Source organism: Fangia hongkongensis FSC776 = DSM 21703, from assembly GCF_000379445.1.
Taxonomy (GTDB): Bacteria; Pseudomonadota; Gammaproteobacteria; order Francisellales; family Francisellaceae; genus Fangia; species Fangia hongkongensis.
The window spans coordinates 63335-82212 of the sequence record NZ_KB902271.1 but is presented as its reverse complement, the minus strand read 5'-3'; the positions used below and the strand labels follow the sequence as shown (position 1 = coordinate 82212).

At 39.2% G+C, this 18878-nt stretch carries 17 protein-coding genes; 16 read left to right on the top strand and 1 reads right to left on the bottom strand.

Translation table 11 applies throughout. From position 1 onward, the window contains the following. Positions 1-30 precede the first annotated feature (30 nt). Together era and A37Q_RS0111015 are read left to right on the top strand one after the other, a co-directional pair. Positions 31-930 (top strand): GTPase Era, encoded by a 900-nt coding sequence (gene era, locus A37Q_RS0111020; protein ID WP_018300330.1) that lies wholly within the window; start codon positions 31-33, stop codon positions 928-930. A 22-nt stretch (positions 931-952) separates the two neighbouring features. Then, positions 953-1984: an HlyD family secretion protein gene (locus tag A37Q_RS0111015; protein WP_018300329.1), complete on the top strand. Its 1032-nt coding sequence runs from the start codon at positions 953-955 to the stop codon at positions 1982-1984. A gap of 3 nt (positions 1985-1987) precedes the next feature. On the opposite strand, the gene sthA is transcribed toward A37Q_RS0111015, so the two are convergent. Next, positions 1988-3361, bottom strand: a complete 1374-nt coding sequence (gene sthA, locus A37Q_RS0111010; protein ID WP_035405270.1) for a Si-specific NAD(P)(+) transhydrogenase — start codon at positions 3359-3361, stop codon at positions 1988-1990. 249 nt (positions 3362-3610) lie between these two features. Between sthA and rpsP the strand changes: the two genes are divergently transcribed. The 14 genes from rpsP (at position 3611) to miaA (ending at position 18824) form a co-directional block, all read left to right on the top strand. Further along, positions 3611-3892, top strand: coding sequence for a 30S ribosomal protein S16 (gene rpsP, locus A37Q_RS0111005; RefSeq protein WP_018300327.1), 282 nt, complete (start codon positions 3611-3613; stop codon positions 3890-3892). Between the two features lie 90 nt (positions 3893-3982). Beyond that, complete coding sequence (gene rimM, locus A37Q_RS0111000) at positions 3983-4501, top strand: ribosome maturation factor RimM (RefSeq protein ID WP_026196659.1); 519 nt, start codon at positions 3983-3985, stop codon at positions 4499-4501. Positions 4502-4509: 8 nt separating this feature from the next. Next, positions 4510-5262, top strand: a complete 753-nt coding sequence (trmD, locus tag A37Q_RS0110995) for a tRNA (guanosine(37)-N1)-methyltransferase TrmD (RefSeq protein WP_018300325.1) — start codon at positions 4510-4512, stop codon at positions 5260-5262. A 33-nt stretch (positions 5263-5295) separates the two neighbouring features. Then, positions 5296-5643 (top strand): 50S ribosomal protein L19, encoded by a 348-nt coding sequence (gene rplS, locus A37Q_RS0110990; RefSeq protein WP_018300324.1) that lies wholly within the window; start codon positions 5296-5298, stop codon positions 5641-5643. A 6-nt stretch (positions 5644-5649) separates the two neighbouring features. Further along, positions 5650-6540 (top strand): site-specific tyrosine recombinase XerD, encoded by an 891-nt coding sequence (gene xerD, locus A37Q_RS0110985; protein WP_018300323.1) that lies wholly within the window; start codon positions 5650-5652, stop codon positions 6538-6540. A gap of 39 nt (positions 6541-6579) precedes the next feature. Then, on the top strand, positions 6580-7923 hold the full coding sequence (locus A37Q_RS0110980; protein WP_154648682.1) for a HEPN domain-containing protein: 1344 nt from the start codon (positions 6580-6582) through the stop codon (positions 7921-7923). Between the two features lie 136 nt (positions 7924-8059). After that, the gene (dacB, locus tag A37Q_RS0110975) at positions 8060-9469 is read left to right on the top strand and encodes a D-alanyl-D-alanine carboxypeptidase/D-alanyl-D-alanine endopeptidase (RefSeq protein ID WP_018300321.1); all 1410 of its coding nucleotides are present in this window, start codon (positions 8060-8062) and stop codon (positions 9467-9469) included. A gap of 153 nt (positions 9470-9622) precedes the next feature. Next, a complete protein-coding gene (gene tig / locus A37Q_RS0110970) occupies positions 9623-10939 on the top strand; it encodes a trigger factor (RefSeq protein ID WP_018300320.1) in 1317 nt (438 codons plus the stop codon). Between the two features lie 162 nt (positions 10940-11101). Then, positions 11102-11710, top strand: a complete 609-nt coding sequence (gene clpP / locus A37Q_RS0110965; RefSeq protein WP_018300319.1) for an ATP-dependent Clp endopeptidase proteolytic subunit ClpP — start codon at positions 11102-11104, stop codon at positions 11708-11710. 110 nt (positions 11711-11820) lie between these two features. Next, the gene (gene clpX, locus A37Q_RS0110960) at positions 11821-13128 is read left to right on the top strand and encodes an ATP-dependent Clp protease ATP-binding subunit ClpX (protein WP_018300318.1); all 1308 of its coding nucleotides are present in this window, start codon (positions 11821-11823) and stop codon (positions 13126-13128) included. After that, the gene (gene lon / locus A37Q_RS0110955) at positions 13121-15523 is read left to right on the top strand and encodes an endopeptidase La (protein WP_018300317.1); all 2403 of its coding nucleotides are present in this window, start codon (positions 13121-13123) and stop codon (positions 15521-15523) included. The genes clpX and lon overlap by 8 nt, the downstream gene beginning before the upstream one ends. 129 nt (positions 15524-15652) lie before the next feature. Next, positions 15653-15925 carry an HU family DNA-binding protein gene (locus A37Q_RS0110950; protein WP_018300316.1) on the top strand — a complete coding sequence of 91 codons (273 nt, stop codon included), beginning with the start codon at positions 15653-15655 and terminating at the stop codon, positions 15923-15925. Between the two features lie 228 nt (positions 15926-16153). Beyond that, positions 16154-17893, top strand: a complete 1740-nt coding sequence (locus A37Q_RS0110945; RefSeq protein ID WP_018300315.1) for a SurA N-terminal domain-containing protein — start codon at positions 16154-16156, stop codon at positions 17891-17893. After that, complete coding sequence (gene miaA, locus A37Q_RS0110940) at positions 17886-18824, top strand: tRNA (adenosine(37)-N6)-dimethylallyltransferase MiaA (RefSeq protein ID WP_018300314.1); 939 nt, start codon at positions 17886-17888, stop codon at positions 18822-18824. The genes A37Q_RS0110945 and miaA overlap by 8 nt, the downstream gene beginning before the upstream one ends. The last annotated feature ends 54 nt before the right edge of the window (positions 18825-18878 follow it).

The window sequence follows — 18878 nt, the reverse complement described above, 5'->3', positions numbered from 1 at the left end:
ACAGCATCGTCTTATTAATGTGAGTAACACATGAAAAAATGTGGCTATATTGCCATTATTGGCCGCCCAAATGTTGGTAAATCAACCTTGCTCAATCATATTTTGAGATACAAGGTGAGTATTACCAGTCGAAAACCACAAACAACACGCCATCAAATCACCGGAATTAAAACAGAGAATAATATTCAATATATTTATGTTGATACGCCGGGGTTGCATCAAGATGAGCCAAAGGCGATTAACCGCTTTATGAATAAGGAAGCAGGAAGCGTTATTCAGGATGTTGATGTGATTTTGTTTGTTGTTGAAGTGGGGAAATGGACTTCAACTGATGCATGGGTGCTTGAAAAAATCGCGCAAGCAAAAGTGCCAGTTATTTTGGTTGTGAATAAAGTCGATCAGCTTAAAAAACGCCATGATGCGCTTGTTTTTGAAAAGGAGATATTAGAGAAATACCACTTTGCTGCAAGCTTTCTTATCTCGGCAAAGCAGGGGCACTACATTGATAAACTAGAGAGTAAAATCGCAGAGTACTTACCACAGAGTGACTATTTTTTCTTTGGAACAGATCAAGTAACAGATAGAACTGAGCGCTTTATTATTGCTGAGATTATTCGTGAGAAGTTGATGCGAACCATGGGGCAGGAAGTCCCTTATCAGCTAACTGTTGAAATTGATAAATGCAAGTTTGATGAGGGAAAAAACTTGATGGAAATCCATGCTACAATTTTAGTTGAGCGAAAAGGGCAAAAGGCAATGATTATTGGTTCAAAGGGCTCAAAGCTTAAAAAAATTGGTACAGATGCTAGACAAGACATGGAATCAATGCTTGATAGGAAAGTGTTTTTACAGTTATGGGTGAAAGTCAAAGAAAATTGGTCTGATGATGAGCGCGCACTTCGATCATTAGGTTATGACTCAAATTTGTAGGGACGAATAAAAAGAGATATGTATGACAAGTGAAAATGAAACTCAAGGCGAGCAAGAAGTAAAAAAGAGCAAAGGCTGGATTAAATATGCGACTGTTCTTGCCGTGGTTGTCCTTTGTATTATTGGCTTTTATATCTATGTGAAGTACACGGAAATCTACCCATCTACTGAAGATGCCTATGTTAATGCAAACACCGTTTATATTTCAGCGCAGGTAACAGGCAAGGTTGATAAGATTTATGTTGAAGATAATCAAGCAGTTAAAAAGGGGCAGCTTCTTTTGACAATAGAGCCTCAAAGTTTTGAGTATGCATTGCAGGAAGCCAAAGCAAATTTAGCACTGGCCGAGCAACAGATTCAGGCAATTGAAGACTCTATTAGGCTTGAAGAAGCGAAGCTTAAAGAAGCAGAGGCGCAAGAGTTTGTCGCCAGACAAAAACAAAAGCGTATCTCAAAGCTTGTTGCCCAGAATATGTCCTCAAAAGAAAGTGGTGATGAAGCGCTTGGGGATTATAATGTCGCAGTGGCATCTGTAAATGCAGCGAAAGCGAGTATTTCACAACAAAAGCGTCAACTGGTGTTACAGGCATCTAAAATTGAGGCTGAAAAGTCTCAAGTAGAGACAGCTAAGCTCAACTTAAGTTACACCAAAATATATGCACCAACTTCTGGTTATATTACCAATTTTTCTTTGCGCCCCGGGTCGATGATCAATCAGAATCAGAGCCTTTTTGTATTGGTTAGTAACACAGGCTTCTGGGTGGATGCTAATTATAAAGAGACTCAGATGGAGCGCATGAAGGCCGGTCAAAGTGCAGAGGTTGTGTTGGATATGTATCCAAATGTCACACTCCATGGAGTTGTTGAAAGTATTAGTAGCGGTAGTGGCAGTGTTTTCTCGCTTCTACCACCAGAGAATGCCTCTGGCAACTGGGTTAAAGTAACACAGCGTTTTCCAGTGAAGGTTATTATTGATCCAAAAGAGATCAAAAAAGTGCCTCAATTTAGAGTGGGCGCATCTGCCAGTGTGACCATAGATACGCGCTCGAAATGATATTTATAACCGATTAAGTCCATTGAGTGCGGCAACGCGATAACCTTCAGCCATTGTTGGGTAGTTGAATGTGGTATTAATAAAATACATTAAACTATTGGCTTTGCCTTTTTGTGACATGATTGCCTGCCCGATGTGGATAATCTCAGATGCTTGGCTGCCAAAACAGTGAATGCCTAAAATCTTAAGCGTGTCACGATGAAAAATAATCTTTAGCATGCCGGTTGTTTTGCCTGATATTTGCGCTCTGGCAAGGTCTTTAAAAAAGGCGTGCCCAACTTCATAAGGCACTTTCTCATTTGTAAGCTCTTGTTCAGTTTTGCCAACTGAGCTGATCTCAGGCAGTGTGTAGATACCAGTTGGAATATCTTTAATGAGGTGTGCATCACACTTTCCTGTACTGATATGTGTGGCAGCAAAGCGTCCTTGGTCAAAGGCGGCTGAAGCTAAAGAGGGGTGGCCAACCACATCGCCTGCAGCATAGATATGTGGGTGTTTGAGCGTTTGATAGTGCTCGTTAACTTCAATAGAGCCACGAATATTTGGCTCGATGCCAATGCTTTTGAGCCCTAGTTTGTCTGTGTTGCCTGTACGCCCTTGTGCATAAAGAAGATAATCTGACTTGATAACTTTGTTGGACTTTAACTTCATTGTAACGCCATCATTGTCAGCGACGATGCTTTCATAATATTCATTATGCCTTGTGCGAATGCCTTGCTCGCGAAAGTGATAACTTAAAGCATCAATGATTTCATTATCAAGAAAAGATAATAAGCGCTCTCTATTGTTGATCAGATTCACGCGTATTTTAAGTGTGCGGAAAATAGAGGCATATTCGCAGCCAATCACGCCTGCGCCATAGATGGTAATAGAGCTTGGGTTATCTTTAAGCATAAGCACGCTGTCACTGTCCAAGATTCTTGGGTGAGAAAAGTCAATATCTTTTGGATGATAGGGCCTTGAGCCTGTGGCGATAACAAAATAGCGCGCATGGTAGGTTTCTTTTAGCGTTTCATGTTCTGTTTCACGTTGTATACATAAAGTATGTGGGTCAGTGAAGCTTGCAAAACCATGAAGAATGTCCACTTGGTTGCGCTTATAAAACCCAATTTTAAGGTCTGTTTGTTGATGGATAACGTGTGCTGCATTTTCAAGCATTTGTGGGTAAGAATAGTCATGATATTTTTCATGAAAAGAGAAGTGTGATACTGCATGGCGAAGTGCTTTACTTGGAATAGTTCCTTGGTGTGTGCAATTGCCCCCAATATCATTCGCTTCAACAATCGCGACGCTTAAGCCTTCTTTAGCAGCTTTAATGGCCGCACCTTCCCCTGCCGGTCCGCTGCCAATAACGATAAGGTCATAATCATATTGCATATAGTTTAGTGCCTGCATTTACCCATGATGGGATTTTAAATTGATGGGAATTGTAGCACAGCGCACGTTTTTTGTGAAAGCTAGCAAAGCAATTTAATACTTTCCTTTTGAAATGGCTGGCATATTTCTTTGTATGTGTGTAAAATGTGCGACGTTTTTGTATCAAATGAGTTTTGTCAACCTATTGGACTTGTTTGTGAGCAAATTCTAGAGCAACAATAAATAAAATAAACATTTGGAGAAATATCAATGGTTGTAATTCGTATGTCAAGAGGTGGTGCTAAGAAGCGTCCATTTTATCGTATCGTGGTAACAGATAGCCGTAAAGCGCGTGATGGTCGTCCTATCGAAAGAATCGGCTTTTTTAACCCATTAGCAAAAGAGCACGAAGAGCGTGTTCGTATCGATTTAGACCGTGTTGACTACTGGGTTGGCACTGGCGCTAAAATGTCTGATCGTGTAACCTCTTTAGTAAAAGCTGCACGTAAAGAGCAAAAAGAAGTTGTAGAAACTGCAGAAGCTTCTGAATAATCAGAACTTTAAGTAGATGTGAGCCTCAGTGTCTAAAGAAGACACTGGGGCTTTTTTCTTTAGATGATTGCAATGACGCTGGATGATAAAATGCCTAAACAAGAAACGATGATTACCGTTGCCAAAGTGGGTGCGCCTTATCGACTAAAAGGTGAGCTTAAGCTCTATGTATTATCTGACTCTGTTGAGACGGCGCTTTCTTATGGGAAATGGTTTATCCAAAGACATCGATCTAATAAGTGGGTGTTGCTTGAGAATGAAAAAGTGACACGTTTAGGGGATAAACTTCTTATTCAATTTGATGGTGTTCATACAAAAGAAGATGCAGCGCTTTTCACTAATTCACTGATTGGTGTTCCAAGAGAAGCACTCCCTCAGCTAACAGAAGATGAGTTTTACTGGAGTGATTTAATCGGACTTGATGTCGTGAATGAAAAAGGGCAATCTTTTGGTGTGGTTAAAGACATCATTGAAACCGGTGCAAACGAAGTGCTTTTGTGTCAGGCAGATAAAAAAGAATACCTCATTCCATTTGTTGAGGATTATGTCATTGATGTCGATTTTAATAAGCGTGAGGTTTTAACGCGCTGGCAGTACGATTATGTCTGAGGCTTAAAATGCAGTTTAAAGTGATTAGTATATTTCCTGACATGTTTCAGGCTTTTCAGCAAGATGGCGTTTGTGCTCGGGCAATTAAAAATAAAGTTGCTGACATAACCGTGATGAATCCAAGAGCGTATGCTCAAAATCGCTATCAAAGTATTGATGATCGCCCCTTTGGTGGTGGGCCTGGGATGGTAATGATGTATGAGCCATTACAAAAGGCGATTGTTGATGCAAAAAAAACTTTAACAAAAGACGCTAAGGTTGTATACTTGTCGCCCCAAGGAAAACCGTTAACGCAGGAAACTGCAAAACGACTTTCCAAAGAAGATGCTTTGATCTTGCTTTGTGGACGCTATGAGGGTGTTGATGAGCGATTGATTGAGCGTTATGTTGATGAAGAAATTTCAATTGGCGATTATGTTTTAAGCGGTGGAGAGCTGCCGGCAATGGTGTTGATGGATAGTATTGTCCGCTTGTTGCCCGGTGTTCTAAACGATGAAAACTCAGCGGTTGAAGACTCTTTTTATGATGGTCTTTTAGACTGTCCACATTATACCAGACCTCAGATGCTGGATGATGGTGATGCAGTGCCTCAAGTGCTGTTATCTGGAGATCATAAAAAGATTGAAGCATGGCGTCACAAACAAAAGCTTGAACGTACTTATTTGAGACGCAAAGATTTGATTGAGTGCCTATGTCTATCGGACAGCGATAAAAAAATTATCGACAAGATTAAACACGATCTTGATGATGAAAATAAATAAAATGATAGAGAATGCACAACGTAGGAGTTGAAAATGAAAAATAAATATTTAGAAATGGTTGAAAATGCACAGTTGCGTAGCGACATTCCAGATTTTGCCCCAGGTGACTCTGTTACTGTTAATGTATGGGTAAAAGAAGGAAATAAGTCTCGTGTTCAGGCGTTTAAAGGCTTTGTTTTAGCAATTAAAAACCGCGGGATTAATTCTGCATTTACAGTGAGAAAAATGTCTTCAGGTGAAGGTGTTGAACGTACTTTCCAAACACATAGCCCGATCATTGAGAGTGTTGTTGTTGAAAGACGTGCAAGAGTTCGTCGTGCAAAACTTTACTATATGCGTGGACGTACTGGTAAAGCGGCGAGAATTAGAGAAAAAGTATAACGCTTTATGTGCTCGGCAAATACGGACGTTGTCGATGACTTTTTAGAGGATTTATGGCTTGCTGAAGGCTTGAGCCAAAATACGCTTTCTTCCTATAAAACGGACTTATCACACTATCTCAACTTTCTAAATGACAAAAATTGTTGGTCAGCTGATCTTGATCTGATGCAGCGATTTATTGCCTCTCGTGTACAGAAAAACTATAGCTCACGCTCTAATGCTAGGGTTATCTCTACGCTGCGTAAGTTCTACCAATGGGGCGTGGATAAAGCCAAAGTGTCAGATAATCCCGCTAAGCGTCTTGTGTTGCCTAAAATGGTAAAATCACTACCAAAAGATCTTGATGAAACTGAAGTATCAAGGCTTCTCGATGCGCCAGATATTTCTACAGATATTGGCCTTCGAGACAAGGCGATGCTTGAGCTTTTATATGCAACGGGGCTTCGTGTAACAGAGCTTGTCTCACTTGAGTTAAATGATGTCAATTTGCGCCAAGGCATTGTGAGAGTGATGGGAAAAGGCTCAAAAGAGCGGCTTGTGCCAATGGGTGAATATGCGCTGGAGTATCTCATACAGTATTTGGACACCACAAGAAAAGACTGGCTTTCAGGGTTGAAAGAGGAAAAAGTATTTGTCAGTCAGCACCGTAAAGGCATTACAAGGCAAAGTTTTTGGCACCGTATTAAGCATTATGTGGGTGAGGTCGGTATTCGTAAAGATATCTCTCCACACACGCTAAGGCATGCATTTGCCACACATCTTCTTAATCATGGGGCAGATCTTCGCTCTGTACAAATGTTGCTTGGACATAGCAGTGTTTCAACCACTACAATTTACACGCATATTTCACAAGTGCGGCTCCAGCAACTTTTTAATAAGCATCATCCCCGTGCTTGACTGTCTTAAGTAGGGAATTTAGGATGACTTAGATAGGAGTTGAAGTTAGAGGAAGTAGCTATGGTGTGTAAATCAAATCTGGGGAATATTAATATTGAAAAAACATACATTAATAGGCACATCGTTAATGATGACTATGAATGTCGTTTGGAGAGGCTTTACCAAGATGCATTAGATTCTCAACCTACTAATGGCATGATAGCTGATACTTTATCTAGATATGACTGGGAAGGTAAAACAAGTAAAGTTAATGGGCAATTGCTCAAAACTTTGGGTGGTAGTAGGCGCTTTGATTTGAATTCAATAAAAAAGTGGTATTTACAGATGGTGAATTTAGGTGGGGTGTCTCGCGAAGAAGGAGTATTGCTAGCAAATCAAAAGCTTGATAAATATTTAAGTGAAGACCCTTATATAAATGTAGAAGTTGCTCTTTGGCTGGTTGGGGTTACAGTTAATGAAGATATTTCTTTGGATGACGAATTCACAATTAAACCCATAGAAAACATGGTGGATTGCAATGTAAAAGAATATTTGTTACGTCATAGAGTGGATGGTTTGATAAGCCCTCAATTGCCTAAAGAATGCTGTGCTATTGTAAAAAAGGTTCAAATGCTGAAATACTCTATGCATGACTATGTGGATAATATGCCCGTTGAAACTAAATGGGCAACAGTGGAAAATAAAAAATTAGAGGCTGGTGCCGAGAAGGTATGGAATGATTTGGCAGATTTAGGCTTGCTTTTAAATGTGGTTAAGAATGTTGTTGCTATAAGTAAGTTTCATAGCTCGTACTCAAGTGAGACTCCTTTTTGTTTTGGTGGAGCTAAGTCTGGAAGTGGTTTTTTTATGCCGTCCCCTAGAGTTATTGTTAATCCCGTGTTATCAAGTGAACAGGTCGAAGCTCTAAAAAAAATATGGGGCGATTTTAATAAAATAAAGGGTTTCGGAATATCGGAGAACGATAAAATCATTAGATATAGGATCGGAGTGCAACGGCTTTGCAAAGCAAAGACCATATTTTCCGATAAATTAGAGGATATTCAGAACTGTTTACTTGAGCTTTGTATAGCGTTAGAAATGATATTGAGTGATAAAAGTGATGGCAGTGACTCTCCAACAAGTAAATTTCGCTCACGAGGAGCGTGGTTATTGGGGAGTAATTATGAGAGTAGGGAAAGGATTTATAACCAGCTAAAAAAACTATATAAATATAGGTCTGATATAGTTCATACGGGTCGCATGAAGCTAAAAGGTAATAATGATTTGAAGTCCTTAATGCAAAGCTGTTTTAGCTATGCGGAAAGACTTTATATGCTAAGATTGAGAGATTGCTTTCGTGATATAAAATGGGACAGTGTGATATTGGGTGGATCCAGTAGGTAGAGAGGGGTGCGCTCATAAAATAAAGCTGATATTAGCGCTGTCATATGGATATAAACCTGTTAACCTACTTATTTTATGAAAGGACTATTTGTCGGTTAGCAGATAAATTGGGAATTAACTAGGTGGATGAATTGTGATGAAAAGTAATCATTATTTTTGCTGTGTGTCTGTATGCTTCTTGTTGCTGTTTTCAATGCTTTCAGTGGGGAGTGCTTATGGCGCGCTGAGTCGTGATGATATTGAAAAAAGCTTAGCCGCGTACCAGCTAACAAACACCTCCGTTGCGCTTCGGATTATCGATGCAAAAAATGGTAAAAAGATACTGTTCTATCATGAGGATAAAACCTTTCAACCGGGAAGTGTGTTTAAACTTGTCACTGCAGCAGCAGCGCTTCTTTATCTTGGCAGTGATTATCGCTTTAAAACCACGCTCTATTTTGACAAAAGGCTCTCAAAGCATGTGATTAATAATTTATATATTGATTTTAGTGGCGACCCAAGTTTAACTACGCAAGATTTAGTGCAATTATTAATGCAGCTTCAAAAAGAAGGGATCACGGAGATTAAAGGTGATATTTATCTTGTTGATCGCGTCTTTTCTGGCAGAGCTTATCCAATTGATGTGAGTCAAAGTGGAGCGTATTTTTATTACAATGCACCGGTAACGGCTTTTAATTTAAATGAAAATGCTTTCCCTGTCACTTTACAGCAAAAAAGCAAACAATTTGTTGTGCTTAATGAAAATGAGAAAGTTATAAGCCACCTTAGGGCTGCGGATCAAAAGGCGCTGCAATATTGTCAATTTAATGCTAATGTGACTAAAGATAATCAGCTGATCTTGTCAGGTTGTTTGCCGGCGCGAGAGAGTTATAAGTTTTATTTTGCTATACAGGATCCTGGTGCTTATATGCAAAAAAGTGTCTCTAAGACTCTATCAACTCTCAAGATTAAAGTTGCAAATAAGGTGGTTAAAACTACTGGTTTGCCTAGTGGGTTAACCTATTTAGGGCGTCATGATTCTGCCACATTAAGTGCGCTTGTGAAGCATATGCTTAATATTTCAGATAACTTTTATGCACAAGTGCTGATGAAAACGTTGGGGCAGCATTATTATGGTATTGGCACGTTTGCCAGTGGGAAAAAAGCCATCACAGAGATTCTTAAGGCAAAACTTGATATTAATCTAGCAACAATGCAGTTTGAAGATGGCGCCGGCGCATCAGAGCAAGATTTAATCTCAGCACATTTTCTATCTGATCTTTTATTTAAAATGCAGGGGCAAAAAACTGAAAAAGATTTCTTTAATGCGCTTCCAGTTGCTGGTATTTCTGGCACTTTAAAAAATAGATTGCTCGCGCTTAAAGCGAAAGTGTATGCAAAAACAGGTACTGCATCAACCGCAACTTCTCTATGTGGTTATTATCTTCCAGTAAAAAAAGAGCGTTATATTTTTTGCATTATGTTTAATGGCATCAAGCAGTCGCAAAGAAGCGATGCATATCAGATGATTGAAGCTGTTTTACAAAAGCTTAAACCAGCTGAATAAAACAATCAGTAAAACAACTGGACAATTGCCCGTGCAAATTATACACTCGTGTGCTAAAAATTACAGCTTATTGCCTATATGTAAAGTCAGGTTGATGATTTAACACCTGCTGGCGAAAAGTGATGATTTCATAAGTAAAACTAAGGATAAATAATGCAAGTATCAGTTGAGAAAAAAGAAGGTATTCACTGCATTTTAAATGTTGAGATTCCTGCAAGTGAAGTTGATCAGGAAGTGTCTAAGCGCATTAAAAAAATTGCAAAGACTGCACGTGTTGATGGTTTTAGACCGGGCAAGGTGCCAGCTGGTGTTATTAAGAAAAAATACGGTGAGCAAGTTCGCTTTGAAGTGCTTGGTGATGTTTTACCAGCGAAATATGCAAAAGCAATTGAAGATGAAAAACTAAACGCAGCTGGTGTGGAAGTTGAGATTGTTCAAAATGAAGAAGGTAAAGAGCTTAAGTTCAATGTTGATGTTGAGCTTTTCCCAGAGATTGCTATTGAGAAATTAGACACGATTGAAGTGAAAAAACCAGTTGTTGAGCTTGGTGAGAAAGAACATGAGAAAATGATTGCAAATCTTCGCAAGCAGTTGGCTACGTGGAATGAAGTTGATCGTGAAGTCAAAGAAGAAGACAAAGTGACGATTGATTTTGTCGGTCGTGTTGATGGTGAAGTTTTTGAAGGTGGCTCTGCTGATGCCTCTGAGGTAACCATTGGCTCAGGTCAAATGATCCCTGGTTTTGAAGAGGGAATCGTTGGCATGAAAAAAGACCAAGAGAAAACGATTACAGTGACTTTCCCTGAAGATTATCAAAATGAAGAGCTAAAGGGTAAAGAAGCTGAGTTTGATATTATTGTTAAAGATATCAAAGAAGCAAGTTTGCCTGAGATCGATGCTGAGTTCGTTGAGAAATTTGGTATCAAAGGCGGCGAAGAAGAGTTTTATACTGAAATCAAACAGAATATGGCGCGTGAGCTTAAAGCTGCCACACAGCGCAAGGTTAAATCACAAGTGTTTGATGGTTTGGTAAAAGCGATTGAAGTTGAAGTGCCAAAAGCGTTAGTAAAAAGAGAAATCGATCGTGCTAAAAATGATCTTTTAAAGCGCATGGGCGGTGCTAATGCTAAGCTTAAGGCAGAAGATATTCCTGATAATATTTTTGAAGAAAAAGCAAAACATGATGTGAAGCTTGGTCTAATTATCAATGCAATTGTAGATCAGCAAAAATTTGAAGCGGATGAAGCTTCAATCGATGCGATGATTGAAGAGATGGCTTCTGTTTATGAAGATGCTGATGAAGTACGCACACATGTTAAAAAAGACAAAAAAGAATTTGACAATATTAAAGCGGTTGTCATTGAGAATAAGCTTGTTGACTGGGTGTGTGATCAGGCTAAAGTTGAAGATGAAAAAGAAGATTTCTTCGATTTAATTAGAAACACAATGCCACAGCAACCAATGATGTAATTAGCGCGGCTAAAACACTAGTAATCTCATTATATTCAAATTACACTATAAGCCACAATCGTGGCTTTTTTTGGTTTTTAATGCATGAGAAAAGCAAAGAAAATAGAAGAAGCACAGCCTATTGACAGTGTAGGTTAATAGATAGACATAAAGGTGGAATAGATGATAACAAATAATTTAGTGCCAATGGTAATTGAGCAAACTTCTCGCGGTGAGCGATCATTTGATATTTACTCAAGATTGTTAAAAGAACGTATTATTTTTTTAAATGGTGAGGTGAATGACACTTCGGCTAATCTTGTCATTGCACAGCTTTTATTTTTGGAGTCAGAAAACCCAGATAAAGATATTTATTTTTATATCAACTCTCCGGGCGGTTCAGTCACAGCAGGAATGGGTGTGTATGACACTATGCAGTTCATTAAGCCAAATGTAAGCACAATTTGCATTGGTCTTGCTGCAAGTATGGGCGCGGTTTTACTGGCCGCTGGCACAAAAGGTAAACGCTATAGTTTACCGCATTCTCAGATTATGATTCACCAGCCATTAGGTGGCTTTAGAGGTCAGGCATCGGATGTTGAAATCCATGCGCGAAACATGCTTAGAATTAAAGAGCGCTTAAATCAGGTGCTTGCAAGTCATACTGGAAAAAGCTATGAGCAGATGGTTCAAGATACAGACAGAGATAACTTCATGATGGCCGAAGAGGCAAAAACCTATGGCTTGATTGATGAAGTGATTGAGACAAGAGCCGGTATTGCTAAATCTTAATAATATCGATGAAGAGAAGCTCTTTTACTTATTTTGCTTGAAAAGCACAATTTTACTCTCATCTATAGTTGAGTTTTGATAAATATGATATACAAAATGAGGTAATTTCTATGCCAAGAAAAAGAAGAGGCGATGGGGGGAGTGATTCTGGATCGAATAAAACCCTTTATTGCTCTTTTTGTGGTAAGTCGCAGCATGAAGTCAAAAAACTGATTGCTGGGCCTTCTGTTTATATTTGTAATGAATGTGTTGATTTATGTGAAGGAATTATTGAACAAGACATCAAAGAGGCAGGTGAAGATGCTTTTGGCAAAGAGCCTAAAGAGTTGCCAAAGCCAATGGAGATTAAAGCACACCTAGATCAATATGTAATTGGTCAGAACACCCCTAAAAAGGTGCTTGCTGTTGCTGTATATAACCATTATAAACGTATCTTCAATCCAAAAGACAGTAATGGCGATGATGTTTCATTGTCTAAAAGTAACATCTTGCTTTTGGGTCCAACCGGTTCAGGGAAAACGCTTTTAGCGCAGACACTGGCTAAGATGTTAGATGTTCCATTTGCCATAGCAGATGCAACAACTTTAACTGAAGCTGGCTATGTTGGTGAAGATGTGGAAAATGTTATCCAAAAGCTACTTCAAAATGCAGATTATGATGTTAAGCGCGCTCAAAGAGGGATTATCTATATCGATGAGATTGATAAGATCGCACGTAAATCTGAGAATCCATCAATCACACGAGATGTCTCTGGTGAAGGGGTGCAACAAGCGCTTTTAAAACTGATTGAGGGTACAGTAGCCTCTGTGCCACCAAAAGGAGGGCGCAAACACCCGCAACAAGATTTAGAGCAGGTTGATACAACCAATATTCTCTTTATCTGTGGTGGTGCTTTTGCAGGCATTGAGTCGGTGATTCAACAAAGAACTGAAAAATCGGGCATTGGTTTTGGCGCGCAAGTTTTCAGTAGTGATGATCCAGCCGTTCATAACCGTTTAATGCTACAAGCAGAACCTGAGGATTTGGTTAAATTTGGGCTTATTCCTGAGCTGATTGGTCGTTTGCCGGTTATGGCTATTTTAGAAGAGCTCGATGAAGATGCCCTAATGCGAATTTTAACCGAGCCTAAAAATGCACTTATTAAGCAATATACCAAGCTTTTTGAAATTGAAGAGGTGAAAGTTGAGTTCACTGACGATGCAATTAAAGCGGCGGCACATCAGGCAATAAAGAGAAAGACAGGTGCCAGAGGCCTGCGCTCGATTTTAGAAAATGCATTATTAGATGTTATGTTTGAGGCGCCATCTATTGACAATGTTGAGAAAGTGGTTGTCGATGCGGATGTGATTAATGGTAAAAATCAGCCACTTGTTATTTTACAGGATCAGGCAGAATTTAGGTTGGCATCTAATGAGTAAAGAGATAACAGTTGAGGATCAAATGCATACAAATGTAGAAGAAATGACAGAAATTAATGAGTTGGTTCCTGTTGTCCCTCTTCGTGATATTGTGGTTTATCCCTATATGGCAGTTCCGTTATTTGTTGGTAGAGAAAAATCAATTGCAGCAATTAATGAGGCGCATGCAACCAAACAGAAGATTTTATTGGTTACACAAACCTCAGACAGCATTGATAACCCTGTGGCAAAAGATTTATACAATATTGGAACCTATGCCAAAATTCTGCAATTAATGAAGTTACCTGATGGGACATTTAAGGTGCTGGTAGAGGGTGTGCAAAGAGCTAAAGTGCAAGAATATCATGATGATATGGCGTTTATTGCAGCACAACTACACCTCCTTAAGAGTAAAGATGAGCTGTCACAATCAGACGAGAAAGGTTTTATTAAAGCGCTGCTTTCAAGCTTTAAAAACCTTGCTGAGATGAGTGGGCAAATTTCAAAAGAAGTGCTTTCGTCCATTATGTCAGACACACACCTTGGGCGTTTAATTGATACGATTGCCGCGCAAATTCAAGCAGCAGTTGATAAGAAACAAAAGGTGTTGGCATTTGAAAATATCAAAGATAGAGCTTCTTATTTGCTGCAATTATTAATGGCTGAAATTGATGTTCTGGAGCTTGAGAAGAATATTAAAGATCGAGTGAAGTCTCAAGTTGAGAAAAATCAACGTGAATATTATCTCAATGAGCAGATCAAAGCTATTTATAAAGAGCTAGGCGATATTGATGATGCACAAGAGCAGGATTTGTTAAAAGAAAAAGTTGATCAAGCTAAAATGTCGAAAGAGGCAACAGAGAAGGCTTATGGCGAACTTAAAAAGCTCAAATCAATGCCGCCATCTTCTGCTGAGGCAAATGTTTCACGCAATTATGTTGAAACGCTTGTGAATTTACCATGGACAAAGAAAACACGTGTGAAAAAAGATCTTTTGCAGGCGGAGAAAGTGCTTGATGAGGATCACTTTGGTTTGGAAAAGGTCAAAGAGCGGATTGTTGAGTATTTAGCGGTTCAGCAAAGGATGAAAAAAATAAAAGGCCCGATTTTATGTTTGGTGGGCCCGCCGGGTGTGGGAAAAACCTCACTGGGACAATCAATTGCGCGCGCAACTGGAAGAAAATATGTCCGAATGGCGCTAGGTGGTGTCAAAGATGAAGCAGAAATTCGTGGACATAGACGTACCTATATTGGTGCACTGCCTGGGCAAATTATGCAAAAAATTACCAAGGCAGGTGTTAATAATCCATTATTTCTTCTGGACGAAATCGATAAAATGTCGGCAGATTTTAGAGGCGATCCGGCTTCTGCTATGCTTGAGGTATTAGATCCAGAGCAAAATAATACATTCAATGATCACTACCTTGAGGTAGATTATGATCTTTCAGATGTAATGTTTGTGGCAACTGCCAATAGTTTAAACATTCCAGATGCACTTCGTGATCGTATGGAAATTATTTATCTTTCCGGTTACACCGAAGATGAAAAGATGAATATTGCACTGAATTATCTTGTTCCAAAAGCAATAAAAGATAACGGTCTAAAAGAGAGTGAAATCACAATAGATAAAGCGGTTATTATGGATATTATCCGCTATTACACGCGTGAAGCTGGGGTGAGACGCTTGCAGCAGGAGATCAATAAACTTTGCAGAAAGACAGTTAAGAAAATATTGCTGACAAATAAGAAGGACAAATCATCAACGACGAAAAAAACAAAAGCCAAGGCGGTTCGTATCACCAGTAAAAATCTAAATGATTATCTTGGTGTGAAGCGCTATGACTATGGTTTGGCGCAAGAGCAAAATGCCGTTGGTCAAGTCACAGGACTTGCTTGGACTGAAGTGGGCGGTGATTTGCTGACAATTGAGGCAGTTGCGGTGAGCGGTAAAGGTAAACTCAAAACAACAGGTAAGCTTGGTGAAGTGATGGAGGAGTCCATTCACGCGGCGATGACCGTTGTGCGTACTAAGGCAAAAGAGTTTGGCGTGAAGGATGATTTTTATGATCATCATGATTTCCATATCCATGTGCCTGAAGGTGCAACACCAAAAGATGGCCCAAGTGCAGGTATTGCGATGTGTACAGCGATGCTCTCTGCAATGAGTGGCAAACCTGTGCGTAAAGAAGTTGCGATGACAGGTGAGATTACACTAAGAGGTGATGTGCTTCCAATTGGTGGCTTAAAAGAGAAGCTTCTTGCGGCACTTCGAGGTGGAATTACTACAGTGCTTATTCCAAAAGACAACGAAAAAGATCTGCAAGAAATTCCAGATAATGTCAAAGAGGGATTGGCGATTATTCCAGTAAAAACCATCGATGAAGTCTTATCTAGAGCGCTTTTTGTGCAGAATTGATGAAAAAACTGTAAATTCGCAATCAATCGAGTTGACGTGCCTTTAATCGCTTGCTATAAATTAGCGTAACAACTTGGCTTAGCTGGGTTTGGGTAATGTTTTATCAACTAACGAAAGAGGAAAAGGCTTGTGAATAAGAGTGAATTAGTTAATGCGATTGCAAAAGATGCTGATGTCAAAAAAGAGGTCGCTCATCGCGCCTTGGATGCTGCAATTGATGCAATTACAAATGCACTTAAAAAAGGTGACACTGTAACGCTTGTTGGTTTCGGTTCATTTCAAGTTCGTGAAAGAGCTGCACGTGATGGACGTAACCCAAAAACTGGTGAGAAGATGAAAATTAAAGCATCTAAGTCGCCAGCGTTTAAAGCAGGTAAATTACTTAAAGATGCTGTAAACTAAGCATCTATTGTAAGCTTAGCTTTAGCTAGGCTTCTAAGTTGAAAGAATAATAAACATTAAAGGCATGCGGAGCATGCCTTTTTTGCATTGGCATGATAATATACCAATCGTAAATAAAGATATTTTCTGGGTTATTACACTGACACTGGCAGGCTTATAATGGCCGCTGTGATTTATAAGCGTAGTAAGCTAGATTGATAAATAAGCTTAGAAGGTTTTTTCTATATTATGTTGCAATCAATTAATGACAAATTTAAAGGCTGGGTTACTTGGATTATCATCATTGTTGTTGGTGCCGTTTTTGTGTTAACCGGAATTAGTTATTTTTTTGTTTCAGGCGGTGTTTCTCCACAAGCGGTAGCTAAAGTTGGTGATGCACAGATTTCTGAGAATAGTTATCGCCAGATGCTACAGCAAAATACAAGTGCTTCAGGTGGCGATCAAAAAGCATTAGCGAAAAAAACATTAAACCAGCTCGTTGATCAGGCATTATTGCAGCAAGATGCGAAAAAATCAGGTGTTAGTATTACACAAGGTGCCGTAAGTAGTGCAATATTTGCGAATCCAGCTTTTCAGGATAATGGTAAATACTCGGCGAAAAAGTTTGATGAAATTGCGCAATATTATGGTGGCGCTGGTGCAATTAAATCTATGATTGCAAGTAACCTTTTAACATCCAGTATTTTAAATCCGGTTATTGGAAGTGGCTTTGTGCTGCCAGCTGAGCAAACTGCTTATATTGCATTAGAAAAGCAAAAGCGTGTTATACACTATTACACATTTGATGCAAAAGACTATAAGAAAAATGTTGATGTCAGTGATAAAGCGTTAAAAGCATATTATCTGTCCCATAAAGAGCATTATCATGTACCTGAGTCGGCTGTAATCTCTTATGTCTCATTGGCAAGCACGCAGTTTGCTCAGCCAGATAAAGTAACAACGGCAGACATTCAAAGTTATTACAATCAGAATAAAGCGTTTCTTACAACAGCAGAAATGCGCTCAGGTGTGGTTGTGACAATTAAAAAAGAGGCAAAAGATAAAGACGCTATCGTTACAGCACTTGAAAAAGGTGAGCTTTTATCACCAGCGCAGAAAAAAGAGCTGACAGAAAAGCCCATTCAAAATATAACAGCTCAAGATGCTAAAAGTTATAGTGATTTTATTTTATTTCAACTCACTAAGGCTTCTCCTGTTAAAGAGTTGACTGAGAATGAGTATGTGGTGCTAAAAACCATTAGTGCACCAAAACCGATGAGTTTAGAGGAGGCAAGCCCTGTTGTTCGTAAGATTTTAGCGAATCGTGCTGCACGTGAGAAGTTTAATGAGGTGCTGACAAGCATGAATAACACCCAGTTTAAGCAGGTGGTGAGTGACAATAAGCTTAAAGTAGAAAAATCAAAAGCTTTTTCAATGGGCGACAGTAGTTATGGTGTTGAAGGCAATGCGAAGTTACAACAGAGTATTTTTGAACATGATAAGAAGCAAGGTTTTGTAACGCAGGGACAAAGCTCGGGTATTATTTATCGCGTTGATAACATTAATCCAGCGCATACGTTGGCTTTTGCGGATGTCAAAGAGAAAGTTAAAAAAGCCTATGTTGTAGAGCAGTCACTTGCACTTGCTAAAAAGGAAGCTCAGCAAGTTAAAGATGAGCTTAACGCTGATAAAACACCATCTGGTTTATCAAAAGGACAGAATAAAACCATTTCACGGGATGATAATTTGCCAGAGGCGATTTTAACGGCTGTGTTTAAAGCGCCAAAAGGGCAATATGAAGTGGTTCGCGATAAAGAGGCGTTTTGGGTATTTTCACTGACAAAAGTCATTAAAGGTAAACCTAGCAATCAAAATACTCAAGCACTTCAAAATAACTATGCCACCATAGAAGCAAATGATTATGTTCAGGCGCTTCACCATGAAATTCCAGTTGAGATTAATCAACACATTTTGCAAACAAATGGCTAAATCACAGCCAATATTTGCAATAACAGGTCCCACAGCAGCAGGAAAAACCAGCGTATCTATTGAACTTGCGAAGTGTCTTAATGCTGAGATTATTAGCGTTGATTCAGCCCTTGTTTATAAAAGAATGGATATTGGTACAGCCAAACCAAGCATTGAAGAGCAAGAAGGAGTCAAGCATCATTTAATTGATATTATTGAGCCATGGGAGAGTTATTCAGTTAGCCGTTTTATCGACGATGCGAAAGTACTGATTGATGCTATTTGGCAACAGGGGAAAAATGTCCTTTTTGTTGGCGGGACGATGCTTTATCTAAAGGGGCTGGTTGAAGGAATATCTTCTTTGCCTGAAGTTGACCCGGTAATACGAAAAAAGGTGCGTGAGCAATCACTTAGTGAAAGTTATCAACTACTAAAGGAGAAAGATCCCACTAGTGCAACGAGTTTATCTGCAACGGATACTCAGCGTGTGCAGCGTGCGCTTGAAATTACTTTAAGTGCAAATAAGGCCTATTCCGAGCTTATTGCAACAGAGCAAAAAAAAGGCGGTATAGGCGAGAGCTTGAAGGTGATGGCATTTGTGCCAGAGGATAGAGCCAAGCTACATAAAAAAATTGAAATGCGCTTTCAGCAAATGCTGAAAATGGGTTTTCTAGAAGAAGTAGAGGCACTTTTTCAGCATGATAAAATGGATGTTGATTTACCATCAATGCGCTCAGTTGGTTATCGTCAAGCATGGCAATATCTTCAAGGTGATATTAGCTATGATGATTTTGTTTATAAGAGCATTGTTGCAACAAGACAGCTTGCAAAAAGGCAGTTGACATGGATTCGTAATTGGCCTTATTCATGTGATTATATGGATGCAAATTTAAGTGATGCTTCAAAGTTAAGTGCCATCAAATCATGGATTAATAGATGGACTAAAATGTAACAGTAAAAGCACTGTTTTTTGTCTGTTTTTCACTCTTTTATCTTTTGAGCTAGA

What these genes read in the sequence shown, in the direction of transcription:
- era (WP_018300330.1), top strand. Translation starts at nt 31, where the DNA reads ATGAAAAAATGTGGCTATATTGCCATTATTGGCCGCCCAAATGTTGGT.
- A37Q_RS0111015 (WP_018300329.1), top strand. Translation starts at nt 953, where the DNA reads ATGACAAGTGAAAATGAAACTCAAGGCGAGCAAGAAGTAAAAAAGAGC.
- sthA (WP_035405270.1), bottom strand. Translation starts at nt 3,361, where the DNA reads ATGCAATATGATTATGACCTTATCGTTATTGGCAGCGGACCGGCAGGG.
- rpsP (WP_018300327.1), top strand. Translation starts at nt 3,611, where the DNA reads ATGGTTGTAATTCGTATGTCAAGAGGTGGTGCTAAGAAGCGTCCATTT.
- rimM (WP_026196659.1), top strand. Translation starts at nt 3,983, where the DNA reads ATGCCTAAACAAGAAACGATGATTACCGTTGCCAAAGTGGGTGCGCCT.
- trmD (WP_018300325.1), top strand. Translation starts at nt 4,510, where the DNA reads ATGCAGTTTAAAGTGATTAGTATATTTCCTGACATGTTTCAGGCTTTT.
- rplS (WP_018300324.1), top strand. Translation starts at nt 5,296, where the DNA reads ATGAAAAATAAATATTTAGAAATGGTTGAAAATGCACAGTTGCGTAGC.
- xerD (WP_018300323.1), top strand. Translation starts at nt 5,650, where the DNA reads ATGTGCTCGGCAAATACGGACGTTGTCGATGACTTTTTAGAGGATTTA.
- dacB (WP_018300321.1), top strand. Translation starts at nt 8,060, where the DNA reads ATGAAAAGTAATCATTATTTTTGCTGTGTGTCTGTATGCTTCTTGTTG.
- tig (WP_018300320.1), top strand. Translation starts at nt 9,623, where the DNA reads ATGCAAGTATCAGTTGAGAAAAAAGAAGGTATTCACTGCATTTTAAAT.
- clpP (WP_018300319.1), top strand. Translation starts at nt 11,102, where the DNA reads ATGATAACAAATAATTTAGTGCCAATGGTAATTGAGCAAACTTCTCGC.
- clpX (WP_018300318.1), top strand. Translation starts at nt 11,821, where the DNA reads ATGCCAAGAAAAAGAAGAGGCGATGGGGGGAGTGATTCTGGATCGAAT.
- lon (WP_018300317.1), top strand. Translation starts at nt 13,121, where the DNA reads ATGAGTAAAGAGATAACAGTTGAGGATCAAATGCATACAAATGTAGAA.
- A37Q_RS0110945 (WP_018300315.1), top strand. Translation starts at nt 16,154, where the DNA reads ATGTTGCAATCAATTAATGACAAATTTAAAGGCTGGGTTACTTGGATT.
- miaA (WP_018300314.1), top strand. Translation starts at nt 17,886, where the DNA reads ATGGCTAAATCACAGCCAATATTTGCAATAACAGGTCCCACAGCAGCA.